At 58.0% G+C, this 13,376-nt stretch carries 10 protein-coding genes and 1 pseudogene; 9 read left to right on the top strand and 2 right to left on the bottom strand.

Annotation, left to right across the window (positions count from 1 at the left end; translation table 11 throughout):
- Positions 1-57 precede the first annotated feature (57 nt).
- On the top strand, positions 58-939 hold the full coding sequence (sdaAA, locus tag ACQ4N8_RS17645) for an L-serine ammonia-lyase, iron-sulfur-dependent, subunit alpha (protein WP_430705667.1): 882 nt from the start codon (positions 58-60) through the stop codon (positions 937-939).
- Positions 940-1,329: 390 nt separating this feature from the next.
- Here sdaAA and ACQ4N8_RS17640 read toward each other — a convergent pair whose 3' ends face one another.
- Entirely contained in the window at positions 1,330-2,232 is a 903-nt protein-coding gene (locus ACQ4N8_RS17640; protein ID WP_430705666.1) for a transposase, read from the bottom strand.
- A gap of 400 nt (positions 2,233-2,632) precedes the next feature.
- Between ACQ4N8_RS17640 and ACQ4N8_RS17635 the strand changes: the two genes are divergently transcribed.
- The 4 genes and pseudogenes from ACQ4N8_RS17635 to ACQ4N8_RS17620 all read left to right on the top strand — a co-directional run bounded on the left by ACQ4N8_RS17635 (position 2,633) and on the right by ACQ4N8_RS17620 (position 7,781).
- Positions 2,633-3,322 (top strand): response regulator transcription factor, encoded by a 690-nt coding sequence (locus ACQ4N8_RS17635; RefSeq protein WP_430705665.1) that lies wholly within the window; start codon positions 2,633-2,635, stop codon positions 3,320-3,322.
- A pseudogene (locus ACQ4N8_RS17630) lies at positions 3,319-4,455 on the top strand (sensor histidine kinase). Before ACQ4N8_RS17635 ends, ACQ4N8_RS17630 begins: the two are co-directional and overlap by 4 nt.
- Before the next feature lie 106 nt (positions 4,456-4,561).
- A complete protein-coding gene (locus ACQ4N8_RS17625) occupies positions 4,562-5,275 on the top strand; it encodes an ABC transporter ATP-binding protein (RefSeq protein WP_430705664.1) in 714 nt (237 codons plus the stop codon).
- Positions 5,259-7,781 carry an ABC transporter permease gene (locus ACQ4N8_RS17620; RefSeq protein ID WP_430705663.1) on the top strand — a complete coding sequence of 841 codons (2,523 nt, stop codon included), beginning with the start codon at positions 5,259-5,261 and terminating at the stop codon, positions 7,779-7,781. Before ACQ4N8_RS17625 ends, ACQ4N8_RS17620 begins: the two co-directional genes overlap by 17 nt.
- Before the next feature lie 105 nt (positions 7,782-7,886).
- Here the strand turns inward: ACQ4N8_RS17620 and ACQ4N8_RS17615 are convergent, their stop codons facing one another.
- The gene (locus ACQ4N8_RS17615) at positions 7,887-9,284 is read right to left on the bottom strand and encodes an MFS transporter (RefSeq protein ID WP_430705662.1); all 1,398 of its coding nucleotides are present in this window, start codon (positions 9,282-9,284) and stop codon (positions 7,887-7,889) included.
- Between the two features lie 129 nt (positions 9,285-9,413).
- On the opposite strand from ACQ4N8_RS17615, the gene ACQ4N8_RS17610 reads away from it, so the two are divergent.
- The 4 genes from ACQ4N8_RS17610 (at position 9,414) to ACQ4N8_RS17595 (ending at position 13,252) form a co-directional block, all read left to right on the top strand.
- On the top strand, positions 9,414-9,764 hold the full coding sequence (locus tag ACQ4N8_RS17610; protein WP_430705661.1) for an ArsR/SmtB family transcription factor: 351 nt from the start codon (positions 9,414-9,416) through the stop codon (positions 9,762-9,764).
- 247 nt (positions 9,765-10,011) lie between these two features.
- Positions 10,012-11,331, top strand: a complete 1,320-nt coding sequence (locus tag ACQ4N8_RS17605; protein ID WP_430705660.1) for an S-layer homology domain-containing protein — start codon at positions 10,012-10,014, stop codon at positions 11,329-11,331.
- Positions 11,332-11,544: 213 nt separating this feature from the next.
- Positions 11,545-12,306: an SDR family NAD(P)-dependent oxidoreductase gene (locus tag ACQ4N8_RS17600; RefSeq protein ID WP_430705693.1), complete on the top strand. Its 762-nt coding sequence runs from the start codon at positions 11,545-11,547 to the stop codon at positions 12,304-12,306.
- Positions 12,307-12,343: 37 nt separating this feature from the next.
- On the top strand, positions 12,344-13,252 hold the full coding sequence (locus ACQ4N8_RS17595) for a nucleotidyltransferase domain-containing protein (protein ID WP_430705659.1): 909 nt from the start codon (positions 12,344-12,346) through the stop codon (positions 13,250-13,252).
- Positions 13,253-13,376 lie beyond the last annotated feature (124 nt).

Below are 13,376 nucleotides of genomic sequence, written 5' to 3'. Positions count from 1 at the left end.
TAGATAAGTTGAAGAAAAGAGGGAAAGGGTAACTAGATAAGAAAGGAGATGGGCAAGATGCGTTTTCGGAATTTACGGGAGCTGGTCGAACTATGCGGCAGGGAGTCCAAAACGATTTCCGAGATCATGATCCAGGACCAAGCGGCCGAGAGCGGGCAATCGGAAGCGGAAATCCTGACGGCGATGGGCGAGTACTACCAAATCATGAAATCGGCGGTGCAAAAAGGTTTGACGGAGGACATCACCTCCACGAGCGGACTGACCGGCGGCGACGCCAAAAGAGTGGAGGCCTACCGCGGGCGCGGAGAGGCTTCCGTCGGAGACATCGCCTGCCAGGCCATGGCCTACGCGTTGGCGGTGTCGGAGGTTAATGCATCGATGGGACGGATCGTCGCCACGCCGACGGCAGGCTCCTGCGGCATCATCCCCGGCGTGTTCGTCAGCGCGCAGGAACGCTTCGGCTGGGAGGATGAGCACCTGGTGCGCGGGTTGTTCAGCGCCGGGGCGATCGGGTACGTGATCGCCAACAATTCGTTTATCTCCGGCGCGGAAGGCGGCTGTCAAGCGGAGATCGGCTCCGCCATCGGGATGGCCGCGGGCGCGATGGTCGAGCTGCGCGGCGGAACGCCGGAGCAGGCGGTGCACGCCGTCGGCCTCGCGCTGAAAAATACGCTTGGCCTGATCTGCGATCCCGTCGGCGGCCTGGTGGAAATCCCCTGCATCGTGCGCAACGGCTTCGGGGCGGTCAATGCTTTGGCTGCCGCCGATATGGCGCTGGCCGGCGTGCGCAGCGCGATCCCGTCTGACGAAGTCATCGACGTGATGCTGGAGGTCGGCTCGGCGATGCCCAGCCGCCACCGGGAAACCGCCCAAGGCGGCCTCGCGCAAACGCCGACCGGGCGCAAAATCATGAAAGAGCTGCGGAACCGGAAAAAGTAGGAGAAGAAGCCACCAATCGGGTAAGAAACACGGAAGGGCGTTGTAAGCTTGGAGGGAAGGAAATGGGCGGTAGGTCGGGTCAATACTCGCTGGCTGGACGCTTTGCACGATTATCCCGTTTAATCAGGTAGCAGAGCGGCAGATAAGTTCAGAAGAAGTTATGTTTCAAAGAAGATATGTTCGGGAGAAGCGGATAGGTTCGAGATCAGTAGACGGGCTTAGTTTAGGCGAAGTAACGCAGACCCGGACGGAGGATGGGACAAGACGCTGGAAAAATGAAAATCATCGTTGCAGCCTGAACCCTGAATTTTTCCGACTACACCGTTCATGCAAAACAACACTGATCAAGTCGGCCCACATCAAGTAACCCCCACCGTTCAAGCTCGTCGATCAGGCCGCAGCCGCAAGGGGCTGATTCGATTGGCGCGCGATCAGCCGGCGATAGGTAATCGCCGGAATTGCCACACACATGCGCAGAAACGTCTGCCGCATCGTTTCTTCTGCTCCGGGCAGGCGCAGCCGGCGGCGTACGGTGTACTCGTTCAGATACGCCTGCAGATGCTTCAGTCCCAAGGCCACATACGTACTCTTCAGCGATTCCCACGCCTCTCTCACCACTTTTCGCAAGGGCAAATATAGTCGAAAGGCTAGAGGGAACGACTGCACCGCCGATGTACGGACATCCACATGCCCGTTGATGAACGTGGCGAGTTCGTGACGACTTGCCCTTGTTCCGTCCCCCCTCATATGTTGAACCAGACGGATTTTGACCTGTTCCGGCTCGCCCGACTCCGTTACCGTGCAGCCCGCTACGACTGCCGAGGCATACGGATGCGGAAACTGATACCGGGAGGGGTTACCCCCATAAAGATCGCTGTTCACCTTCACCTCTCCGCAGAGCAGCTCCCGGGCGTCGAACTCCCCGACGGCATGGCGTATTTTGTGCAGCATCAACCAGGCGGTCTTGTAGGTGACCCGGATCACCTGGCTCAGACGCAGCGCCGAGATGCCATCGGGAAGCAAGAACAACTCTAGCGCCCGGAACCACTTCAACAGGGGCAGATGCGTCCGTTCAAAAATCGTACCGGCCAAAGCCGACGTTTGATGCCCGCACCTTGCGCACTCGAACAAGGGGATACGCCGGGAGGTGAGACGGCTGCACCGGGTGTGAACGCAGCGTGGGCAGACAAAGCCATTCGGCCACTTCATCGCGATCAGCGCCTCCATGCAGGCCTGCTCGCTGTGATAACGGGTGCTGAAGGGTTGAAGATCTGTTCCCCCATTGACTTCCATGGCCGCTCGCCTCCAAATTAGGAATTTGCGTACATGCGTTCGCTTTATTTTATTATACCAAACATACGTTCTCTTATCAATCCGAAAATCTTATCTGAGCCCCCTCATTTTCCTCCCCTTATTTCTATACCCGTTTCTTTTATTATTTCTTTATCCCTTATCCTGTCAGCCCCCAACCCCTGTCCTCTGAACGAAGGGGATAATCGTGCAAAGGAGCGTACAGAGACAACAAGACACGAACCTCATAGACCGCCACCTCAGGAACCGACCCTAGTATCCTACCTTAGTAATCTACCTCCGCTGACAGCAATGTATTTGGTTTTGAGCCGGTATATCGCCATGTCACGATCATGTATAATTGCAAATAGAATATGACCGGAAGGAAAGGGAGTACTTAGTCATGACGAGCATTCTGATCGTAGAAGATGATATCGGCTTAAACAAAGGCGTAGCGCTGACGTTGGCCCGGGACGGGTTCGCCGTGGAGCAAGCATACGATTTGGCCGGGGCGGAAGCACGGTTTGCGGCGGGCGGGATCGATCTGGTCCTGCTCGACGTCCGGCTGCCGGACGGGAGCGGCCTTGATTTTTGCGCCAAACTTCGGGCGGCTTCGCGGGTGCCGATCCTATTCCTTACGGCGAACGATATGGAGTCCGATATCGTGACGGGCTTCGAGCTTGGGGGAGACGATTACATCACCAAACCGTTCAGCCTGATGGTGTTGCGATCCCGGGTGATGGCCGTACTGCGGCGCTGCGATCCCGATCGCGAGGATAAAGTGAGTATCGGTTCCCTGGCGCTCGACTTCGGAAAAATGGACTATCGCAAGGAGGGAATCTCCATTCCGCTAAGCGTTACGGAACAAAAGCTGCTGAAAGCGCTGGTGGCCAACCGCGGCCAAATCCTGACGCGGGAGCAATTGCTCGGGCTCGTGTGGGGGCAGGAAGCCGAGTTTGTGGATGAGAACGCGTTAACCGTGACCGTCAAAAGATTGCGCGCCAAAATCGAAGACGATCCCTCCGCGCCCCAATATATCAAAACGGTGTACGGTTTGGGGTATCTCTGGGCCGACGCGGGGGGACAGCGATGACAAGCGGTGACGGCTACGGCGGAGAGAACGGACGCAGCGGTGGGTTCGCGGGACGTGCCGGAAACGGTGAGCTTGGACGATCAGACGGACGAGCCGGATCCCCGGGGCGGAACGGGCTTGCCTTCGCCCGGATCTACACGGCGTTCGGGGTGCTGTTTGGCCTGCTGGTGTTTGGTTACCCGGTTGCGGCTTGGGTTATGGCCGGGGAAGTGTTCGCCCCGCCGCTTTGGCTGCCCGTGTCCTTCGCCGTCGCGCTGCTTCTGGCGGCCGGTTCTTTCGCCTGGATCCTGAGGGCCCGGGCCGCGGCCGCGATTCAGGCGGCCTTCGATATCGTGGACGCGGCGATCGGCGGCAGGCAGCGACTCACCGGCTATGAGGAGACGAGTCTTTCGGCGCTGGAAAACAAGGTGTTCCGCTATGTCGAGCTGACCCGGGCGCGTGAAGGGCAAATCGAAACGGAGCGAAGCAAAATCAAAACGCTCATCTCGGACATATCGCACCAGACGAAAACGCCGCTTTCGAGCATCATGCTTTACAGCGAACTGCTGGAGGAAGTCCCGGATTTGAACGAGGAGGCCCGCCAGTATGCGGCCCAGGTCAAGGAGCAATCCGCGAAGCTGGATTGGCTGATCGGGTCGCTGGTCAAAATGTCCCGGCTGGAGACGGGCATGATCACGCTGCAAACCGCCGTGTCCCCGGTGATGGCCACGATCACGCAAGCCGTGTCGCAGGTTTATGCGGCAGCGGAGCGCAAAGGCATCGAGATCGCGATTGCCTGCGATCCGGCGACCGCGGCGAGGCACGATCTGAAATGGACCGGCGAGGCGCTGTTCAACCTGTTGGAGAACGCGGTCAAATACAGCGGTCCCGGGAGCGGCGTGCATATTTCCGTTCAGGCAGGCGAAATGTTCGTCCGCATCGATGTCGCCGACCGGGGCATCGGCATCGCGGAGCGCGAATAGAACGATATCTTTAAACGCTTTTACCGCAGCAAACAAGCGGCCAAGCTCGAAGGCGTCGGGATCGGCCTGTACCTGGCCCGGGAGATCGTTGCCGCCCAGGGCGGGCACATCAAGGTGTCTTCCAAGCCCGATGAAGGATCGGTATTCTCGGTATTTTTGCCGGTCCTCTAGAATATGTCGAACGTGTTATTTTTCGGACACCCGGGAGTCAGATTGGTCTGCTACATTTAGTCCTGTACGAAAGTACAGGATTTTTCATTGGGAGGTAGAAAAAGACATGCCGATCCTGCAGATCGAGGAGCTTAAGAAGTACTACGGCCAAGGGGATACCGCAGTCAAGGCGCTGGACGGAATCACGTTAAGCGTGGAAAAAGGCGAATTCGTCGCGATTGTCGGCACGAGCGGCAGCGGAAAAAGCACCCTGCTCCATATGCTGGGCGGGCTGGACCGCGCGACCGAAGGCAAAGTGTACGTCGACGGAAACGATATTTTTGCGATGAATGACGAGAAACTGACGATTTTCCGGCGGCGGTCGGTCGGATTCGTGTTTCAGAGCTATAATCTGATTCCGATCTTGAACTCTTACGAGAATATCGTGCTGCCTATTGAACTGGACGGAGCCCGTGTGGAGAAGGAGTACGTGGATCAGGTGATCGGCGCGCTGGGGCTGGCCGATAAGGTGCACAATCTGCCGGCGAATTTGTCCGGCGGGCAGCAGCAGCGGGTGGCGATCGCCAGAGCGCTGGCGACCAAGCCCTCCATCGTCCTGGCGGACGAGCCGACCGGCAACCTGGACAGCAAAACGAGCCAGGAAGTGATGGTTCTGCTGAAGCAGATGAGCGAGCGGTTCCATCAGACGATCGTGATGATTACGCACAATGAGGAGATCGCGCTTACCGCGGACCGAATCGTCCGCATCGAGGACGGCCGGATCGTCAGCCGTTCCGGCCGCGCCGGGAGGGAGGCGGGAACGGATGCCGGCAACGAATAACCGCAAAGCGGTCGCGCACCTCGCAAGACGAAGCCTGAAGGCCAATCTGCCGCGAAATTGGATCATCGTCTGCGCCATTGTACTCACGACGCTGCTGCTTACTTCGGTTTTTACGATGGCTTTCAGCCTCAATGAATCGATGCAGCGAACGAAAATGAAAACGGCCGGCGGCGATTATCACGGCAGCTTTAAATATTTGACGCCGGAGGAGGCCGACCGGCTCCAAAAGCATCCATCCATCAAGGAGTACGGCAGATCCGTGCTGGTCGGACGCGCCACGAGCGACGTATTTCGCGGCACCGCGCTGGAAATCGACCAAATCGACGAAAACGAGGCCAAGCACAGCTTCATCCGATTTGAGCAGGGCGGTTTGCCGACGGAAGAGAACGAGATCGCGATGAGCGGCTGGGTGCTCGATTTGCTTGGCGTACCTCAAGAATTGGGCGCCAAGGTAAAACTCGACATGGATATCGACGGGCAGGCGGTTACCAGGGAGTTCGTGTTGTCGGGGGTTTTTCCGGCGGATCGGAACCTGGGCATAGCCGGGCAAGCGTTCGTGTCGGAGGCTTTTGTGGAGCGGAACATTTCGCAGATCGACCCCGAGCAGTCCAGGCTCAGCGGAAGTTACGTCAATACGACCCGGCTGGACGTCATGTTCGCGGGTTCCTTCGGCATTGAAAAGAAACTGAAAAAGGTGTTGTCCGATACCGGACTGGACGTTCTTTACGGCGTGAACTGGTCGTACAGCAGCGTCGCCCTTCAGGAAGATCCGGCGAACGCGGTTCCGTTCCTCGTTTTGATCCTGATCATCATGTTGAGCGGATATCTGCTGATCTACAATATTTTTCATATCTCCGTCGTGCGGGACATCAAGTTTTACGGGCTCCTGAAAACGATCGGGACAACGCCGCGCCAACTGCGACGGATCATCTCCATTCAGGCGAACCGGCTGTATTTGGCGGGCCTTCCGGTCGGATTGGCCTTGGGTTACGGGGTTGGACGGTGGCTGATGCCGCTGATGACCCGCTTTTCCGGCGGAGAAATGGAGGCCGTGGGCTCGGTCAACCCTTTGATTTTTGTCGGGGCCGCCGTCTTCACTTATTTGACGGTTCGGATCGCCGCGAGCAAACCGGGACGAACCGCGGCGCGGATTTCGCCGGTCGAGGCGGTGAAGTTTTCCGGGATCAGCGGCGGCGTTCGGCGAAAAATCAAACGTTCGGAGCAAGGGGCCAAGCTGTCCCGAATGTCGCTCGGGAATCTGTTCCGGCAAAAGAAAAAGCTGTTGCTCATGCTGGCTTCCTTGTCGCTAAGCATCATTTTGTTCAGCGTTATTTATACGGTCATTTCTTCGTTTAGCGTAAATAAGTACTTGAACAGCTATATTTCGGGGGACTTTGCCGTTAAAGAGGATGTCGACAGCCGGGGCGATGTGCCCGAGCCGGAGGCCGCCGCGCTGACGGAAGAGGTTTGCGATTCATTAGGTCAAATCGACGGCGTCACCAGCTTGGATAAAGTGTACTATAGTCCATATTCGCTTAAGGTCGACGATACGATCCGGCAGGTGCTGGAGCCTTTGGCGGCAACGGAGGATCCCCGGATGCCCGACTTCACCACCCTTCTTGACAATGGAGCCGTTTCGCTTCAATTCCATGGCATAGACCGCGGATGGTACGACGTGATCGACAAAAAGGATATTGTCGCCGGTACGTTTGACCGGGACAAGTTCGACTCCGGGAATTACGTCCTCATTACGGAAGCGCTGCTCGGTTCGGACCGATATACCTCTTATTATCAGCCGGGAGACATGATTAAACTGGACGGTATGAAGGAAAGTTACGAGGTGATGGCGGTATTGGAGTCGGATGCGCTGTACGCGGCGGGCACCCAGTTTTACAACATGGGCGGGTTTAAAGTGTTTTGGCCGGCGGACGAGTTCGTAAAGGCAGTTAAGGACCCGGTTATATTGTCCGCGACCCTGCACGCCGATCCGGCCAAGCTTGGCGATGTAGAAACGGCAGTGAAATCCGTCACGGCATCCAGTCCAAGCCTGGTCGTCAAATCACGGGAGGATTACAAGCGGGAGATGCAAGGTTTTATCCGCATTTTCCAGACGATCGGCTACAGCCTAAGTTTTATCATCGCTTTGATCGGGATTTTGAACTATATCAACACGGTGGTCACCGGCATGATTTCACGCCGCAATGAATTCGCCGTTCTGGAGAGCGTCGGCATGACCCGAAAGCAACTGAAAAAAATGCTTGTGTTGGAAGGTCTCTATAGCGTTCTGCTGACGAGCCTGATCGTGGGGACGGCAGGCATGGGAATAACGTATCTGGTAGCCAAGGGCGTCGCGGACAATATCGCGTTTGCGGAATTCCGGATGAGCCCGCTGCCCATTGCCGGTATGGTACCGCTGCTCATCGTTATCGCCCTGATCGTGACGCTGGCTTCCTACCGCAGGATCTCCAAAGCGACGATCGTGGAAAGGCTGCGGGAAGCGGAGTAGGTTTCAAGTTGCCCGAGCAAAGAAACACCCCCTGGTTACGCCGGGGTTCACGAACGTGGATCCGGCAGGAAACAGGGGGTGTTAATGCATTTTTCGCAAGCGGATTTAGGTTTCCAGCGATCCCTGCTTCTTCCGATCAGGCAGGCCCACGCCGCGCAGGTAGGCGTACGAAGAACCGATGGCAAGCAGGGCCATGACCATCAATCCCCAGAAGATGTTGGAATAGGCCGCGGACATCGACAATCCGTGCTGCCACTCCATGGCGCTGGAGGCCATGGCGACGCTGAAGGCTCCACTGAAAAATTGCAGCAGTTGGAACAGCCCCATGCCCGAGCCGACCTGGGAAGCGGGCAGAATGCGGGAAATTTCGTTGGACACGCTGCTGGAGAGCATGGTGAAGCCCAGGCTCATCAGCAGGTAGATCAACATGATGGCGAGCCAAGACTGCCCGCTGAACAGCGCAAACAGGATCGTGGAGCTTAGCACCAGGAGCGGCACATACCGCAGGATCGCCCCGTTGCCGTGGCGGTCGATGATGGAACCGACCTTGCGCGAGGCGACCATGGCCAGCATCGAGCCGGGGAATATGATGAAGCCGGCATGGCTGGCGCTGAGGCCAAACTGGTGCACCAGGATTTGCGGCAGCAAAAACAACGTGGCAAAGCTGCACAAATACGAGGCGATCCCCACGATCGACAAGGCCAGATACGAGCCGTTGCCGAACAAGGCCGGCGACACGAACGGCTCGGGGGTGCTGCGTATGCGGAAGACGAATAAAGCGAGCGCGGCGATGCCGAAGATAAGCGCAGTCCAGGAGCTTTCGGTCAGAAACAGCAGCAGCCCGGTCGTACCGGCGGCAATGAAGATGGCGCCGAGGGTGTCGAATGTTCCGCGTACCGGTTTCTCCTTCGGTATGTATTGAAGGAAAAACGGGATAAGCAGCAGCGTCAACACGGTAACGGCAAAGAGGTATCGCCAGCCCATGTACTCAACGATCGCGCCGCCCGCGACAGGGCCAAGCCCCAAGCCGAGCGATACGGCCGACATCAGCAGCGCCATCGCTTTGCCGCGTCGTTTGACGGGTACGTACCGGGCAAGCATCACCAGTGAGAGCGAAACGATGGCTCCGGCACCGGAAGCCTGGATGATGCGTATCGCAAGCAGGAACCAGAAGCTGGCGCTGAACAGTCCGGCTACGGCCGCCAGCCCCAGCGTCGCGAGTCCGATTACGAACAGGCGCCGGATCGGCAGGAAATCGGAAAGCCGGCTAAACGTAATGGATGAAATGGCGAACAAGATGGAGTAGCCGGTCACGATCAAGGAAGACACGGCGGACGAAAGGCCAAACGTTTCGGTTAGATCGGGCAGCGCCAGGTTGAACATGGCGGTGTTCATGATGACCAAGACGACGGCCAGCCCCAGCAACAGGGTGAGCAGCCCTTCTTTTTTCAGGGCAGCCTCCGGAGCGGGAATGGCAAGAGTTTCGGTGGATACAGAATTCACGCGTTTCACCCACTTTTTATTTGTTTTAATATTCGATTGTAATCGAACATTTGAAATATAGCATGCCATCGGTTAAAATGCAATTAGGAAACTAAGATTCGAAAAATTTTAAAGAAAGGAGTTATTGCGATGAAAGTGCTGTATCATCCGGACCGGGACGAAATTCAGCTGACCTCGGTGTTGTATGCCTTAAGCGACCCCGTTCGGCTAAGCGTCGTCGCCGAAATCCGCAAAAACGGCGAACGGCCGTGCAATTGCTTTGAAGTGCCGGTCGCCAAATCGACCTTGTCGCATCATGCCCGTACCCTTCGCGAGTCGGGGGTCGTGTATACGCGCATCCAGGGAACGCAGCGGTTTATGTCGTTGCGGGAGGAGGACCTGGAATCCCGGTTTCCCGGGCTGCTCGATTCGATTCTCGAGGCTTACGAAAGCTCGAACCAGGACGTTCGGACCGGGGAACCGCTTGGAGCGGGAGATTAAGCCGAGCCAACGAACGGATGGGTACAAGGTTTTGCTTCCCGACGCCTATTTCGCCCGAGCCCGCAGGAAATCGGCGGGCTTTTTGTGGTTCGTTTTGCGCAGTGGGAGCCTGCAGCGAATATGCCGGATTTACGGCTGTCGTTCGGCCTATTCACAATCGCTCCGAAATGTGGTTTTCTGAGTAGTGGCGGCGTTTTTGCGTCAGCCGTACATAACGCGCGTCATTATTTTTGTCGGGGGGCCCATGATGATCGGAAAGATATGGAGAAAAATGATTCAACGGAAACTGCGGAAATCGCTGGCGTTTTGCTTGCTGACTAGCTTGATCGCCTTGGCCGGAGCGGCCGGGTTTGTTGGCGGCGGGACAACCGCCGAAGCGGCAACGTCAAGCGGAACCGGCTCATTTAAGGACATTCGCGGACACTGGGCGCAGCAAGCCGTCGAAGCGATGGTGCTCGACGGCATCCTGGACGGGTATCCGGACGGGACGTTCCGGCCGAACGAGCCGGTGAAGGTGGACCAATTCATCAAAATGCTGATTTTGTCTTACAGCGAGCAGCATCCGAATCTGGAGCGCACCTGGCGGGCGTCCTTTTTGGATTCGCTGAGCGAAGAGAATCGGACGATCCTCAAGCAGGATTACCGTTATTTCGATTTCAAGCCGGCGATGACGGGATATTGGGCCAAGCCCTATATCGACGTGGCCAGCGATTTGAATTTCTTGAACAAAAGCCGCTACGGCGATTTTCAGGCGGACATGACCCGGGAAAACGTCGCGGAGGTGCTGTATTATACGCTGCAGGAAACCGAATTCCTTGAAGACGAGCAGTTCAGCCGGGCTGTGGCCGGGTCCTACGGGGATTTGACCAGCGCAAGCGATCGCCAGCAGAAATTCATCGCCGAATCGCTGATCAAGGGGATCATGCAGGGATACCCGGACGGTACATTCGGCGTTGGACGCTACGTGTCCCGCGCGGAGGCGTTGGTTATCCTGAACCGGTTGACCGACAAGACGAAGCGGATCCCGATCCGGCCTCAGGCCGACAAGCTGCAGCGGCTGGTGCCGACGGCAGGCGGCGGGCAGAAAATCGTCGCTTTTCCGGACAAGCGCATGTGGGATGCCTACGACACTTTGCTGAAGGCGGGGCAACTGCGCGGAACGAACTATGATTTGCTGGACACGACGCTGCGGCTGTTCAAGGACGAGAAGGAGAAAAAGGCGGTTCAGCAGGCCGCAAGCGCAGGCACGACGGCTACGGCTGGCGGGGCGGCGACGGAAGAGGCGGCGATCTGGCTCGATCCGACGTATAATACGTACGGCATCACGGTTCGGCTGAGAGAGGGGACCTTAGCCCGGAACAAGGAGTCGATCGAGCTGTTTGCCAACCAGCTGTTCTCCTACGACGCGATCGCATTCCGCCGCTGGTTCGAAGCGATTTGCGCCGAGGTGGAAGCCGGCCGGCCGCTCGCGGACAAGCAAGCTGCCGTCGGAGATTATACGGTCAACGTGCTGGTCGACAACGCGGCCAAAACGGTCGTTTTTTCGATCGCCGACAAGCAGCAATAATCAATCGATACGTCACGCGCGAAACGTCCGGTAGGGAGGAACTGCTCCCGGCTGGGCGTTTTGCTCTTCAATTCGGAAGCGGAGGGATGCGTCGCCGGTGCGCGGCTATTCGCTTTTGCGCCGGCCGCGGCGGGAGGGTAGAATGGGAGAAGATGCCCGGATAGCGGGCCGTTTTTTACATAACCGGATGCTAGGGGGAAGGTTACATTGATGCTGAATATCGATTTGTCGGGGAGAATCGCGCTGATCACCGGGGCTACCGGCCAGCTCGGACGAGTCATGACGCGGACGTTGTCGGCCTGCGGGGCGAAAGTCGCCATCCATTACATGAATAATGAAACCAAGGCGCAGGAGCTGCAGCGGGATATTGAGGCAGCCGGCGGAACGGCGATGATCGTGCAAGGGGACATCACCCGGGAAGCGGACATTATGGCGATGAAGGAGCAGGTCGCGGCGAAGCTGGGCGATCCCGATATCGTCGTCGCCAACGCGGTCGTCCAGTACGCCTGGACCTCCGTATTGGAGCAGCCCGCCGAGGATTACGTCAGCCAATTCGAGTCCTGCGTGCTGCAAAGCGTGTTTTTGGCCAAAGCGTTCATACCGGCCATGATAAGCAGGAAGCAAGGGCGGTTCATCGGGATCAATACGGAATGCGCGATGCAAAACTTCCCGAACCAATCGGCCTACGCGGCAGGAAAAAGAGGCATGGACGGCGTCTACCGCGTGCTCGCCAAAGAGGTCGGGGAGCACCAAATTACCGTCAACCAGGTGGCGCCGGGTTGGACGATCAGCGAGCGGGACCGCGAGTCGGCGAGCCGGAACGATGAAGCTTATGTGGCGGGAGTTCCGATGAAACGGCGGGGCGAGGATCAGGAAATCGCCAACGCGGTCGCTTTTCTCGCTTCCGATTTGGCCGGTTTCATCACGGGAGCCTATATCCCGGTCTGCGGCGGCAATGTCATGCCGACGATCTAGCCGGAAAAGGGCCAAGCGCGCGAAAGGAGGGCGGGTCGTGACGGCAGCATCGGCCGGGGAACGGCAGTTGATATTGCGGCATTTGCATCGGGTGGAGCGGGAAGAGGGCATGAAGGTGCTTTATGCCTGCGAAGCCGGCAGCCGGGCGTGGGCCTATTCGTCCTCGGCCAGCGATTATGACGTCAGGTTTATTTATGTTCGTCCGGTGGCGTGGTATCTGTCGATTGCCGATAAAAAAGACGTGATCGAGCGCACGGACAGCACGGAATGCGGCGAGGGGGCGGCGGACCCGGGGGAAGCGCCGGGCGGAGCCGGAGATCCGGCCGCCGGGAGCGGACTGGACCTGGTTGGCTGGGACTTGCGCAAGGCGCTATCCCTGCTCGGCAAAGGCAATCCCGCGCTGTTCGAGTGGCTAGGATCGCCGGTCGTTTATGCGAACGGCCAGCGGGTGAAGGAGCGCTTGCTGGCGCTGGCCCCGCGCGTGTTTTCGCCGAAGGCGGCGATGTATCATTACCTGAACATGGCCAAACGCAACTTCCGGGCAGAGCTTCGGGGAGAGCGGATCAAGCCTAAGGCCTACTTTTACGTGCTTCGGCCGATGTTGGCCTGCGGCTGGATCGAACGTTACGGCACGATGCCTCCGCAGGAAATCCGCCGGTTAACCGAACCCGTATTGCCGCTGGAAAACCGGCGGCTGGGCGGCGAGATCGAGCGGCTGCTTGCCTATAAACAGGCAAGCTTCGGGGCGGAGCGCCGGCCCCGTATGCCGGGGCTGGACGCTTATCTTGCGGAACGCATCGCCTATTTCGAGGAACTGGCCCCAACGCTGGGGGCGATCGCCGCGGCTGTTCACCCGACGGAGTCGGACGACCAGCTTGAAGGCGAGCTGGATGCCCTGTTCCGCGCCGTCTTGCAGGATGTGTGGGGCCTCCCGCTAAGTGACTGAATGAAAGAAGCGCCATGGATCGCCATGGTGCTTTTTTTCCGTGTGCGCCCGGCATGGGCGATAACTAGGCGGTGAAAGTCCGCTACAGGCTTGGCAGTAGGAACTGTTAGCTGAAGGCAAGGGT

It is taken from the genome of Paenibacillus macerans, from assembly GCF_050565405.1.
GTDB classification, from domain to species: Bacteria; Bacillota; Bacilli; order Paenibacillales; family Paenibacillaceae; genus Fontibacillus; species Fontibacillus macerans_B.
Note: the sequence above shows the minus strand (reverse complement) of the source record. Positions and strands in the feature narration are given on the sequence as shown.

Coding starts and splice junctions, on each gene's coding strand:
- sdaAA (WP_430705667.1), top strand. CDS start 58: ATGCGTTTTCGGAATTTACGGGAGCTGGTCGAACTATGCGGCAGGGAG.
- ACQ4N8_RS17640 (WP_430705666.1), bottom strand. CDS start 2,232: ATGGAAGTCAATGGGGGAACAGATCTTCAACCCTTCAGCACCCGTTAT.
- ACQ4N8_RS17635 (WP_430705665.1), top strand. CDS start 2,633: ATGACGAGCATTCTGATCGTAGAAGATGATATCGGCTTAAACAAAGGC.
- ACQ4N8_RS17625 (WP_430705664.1), top strand. CDS start 4,562: ATGCCGATCCTGCAGATCGAGGAGCTTAAGAAGTACTACGGCCAAGGG.
- ACQ4N8_RS17620 (WP_430705663.1), top strand. CDS start 5,259: ATGCCGGCAACGAATAACCGCAAAGCGGTCGCGCACCTCGCAAGACGA.
- ACQ4N8_RS17610 (WP_430705661.1), top strand. CDS start 9,414: ATGAAAGTGCTGTATCATCCGGACCGGGACGAAATTCAGCTGACCTCG.
- ACQ4N8_RS17605 (WP_430705660.1), top strand. CDS start 10,012: ATGATCGGAAAGATATGGAGAAAAATGATTCAACGGAAACTGCGGAAA.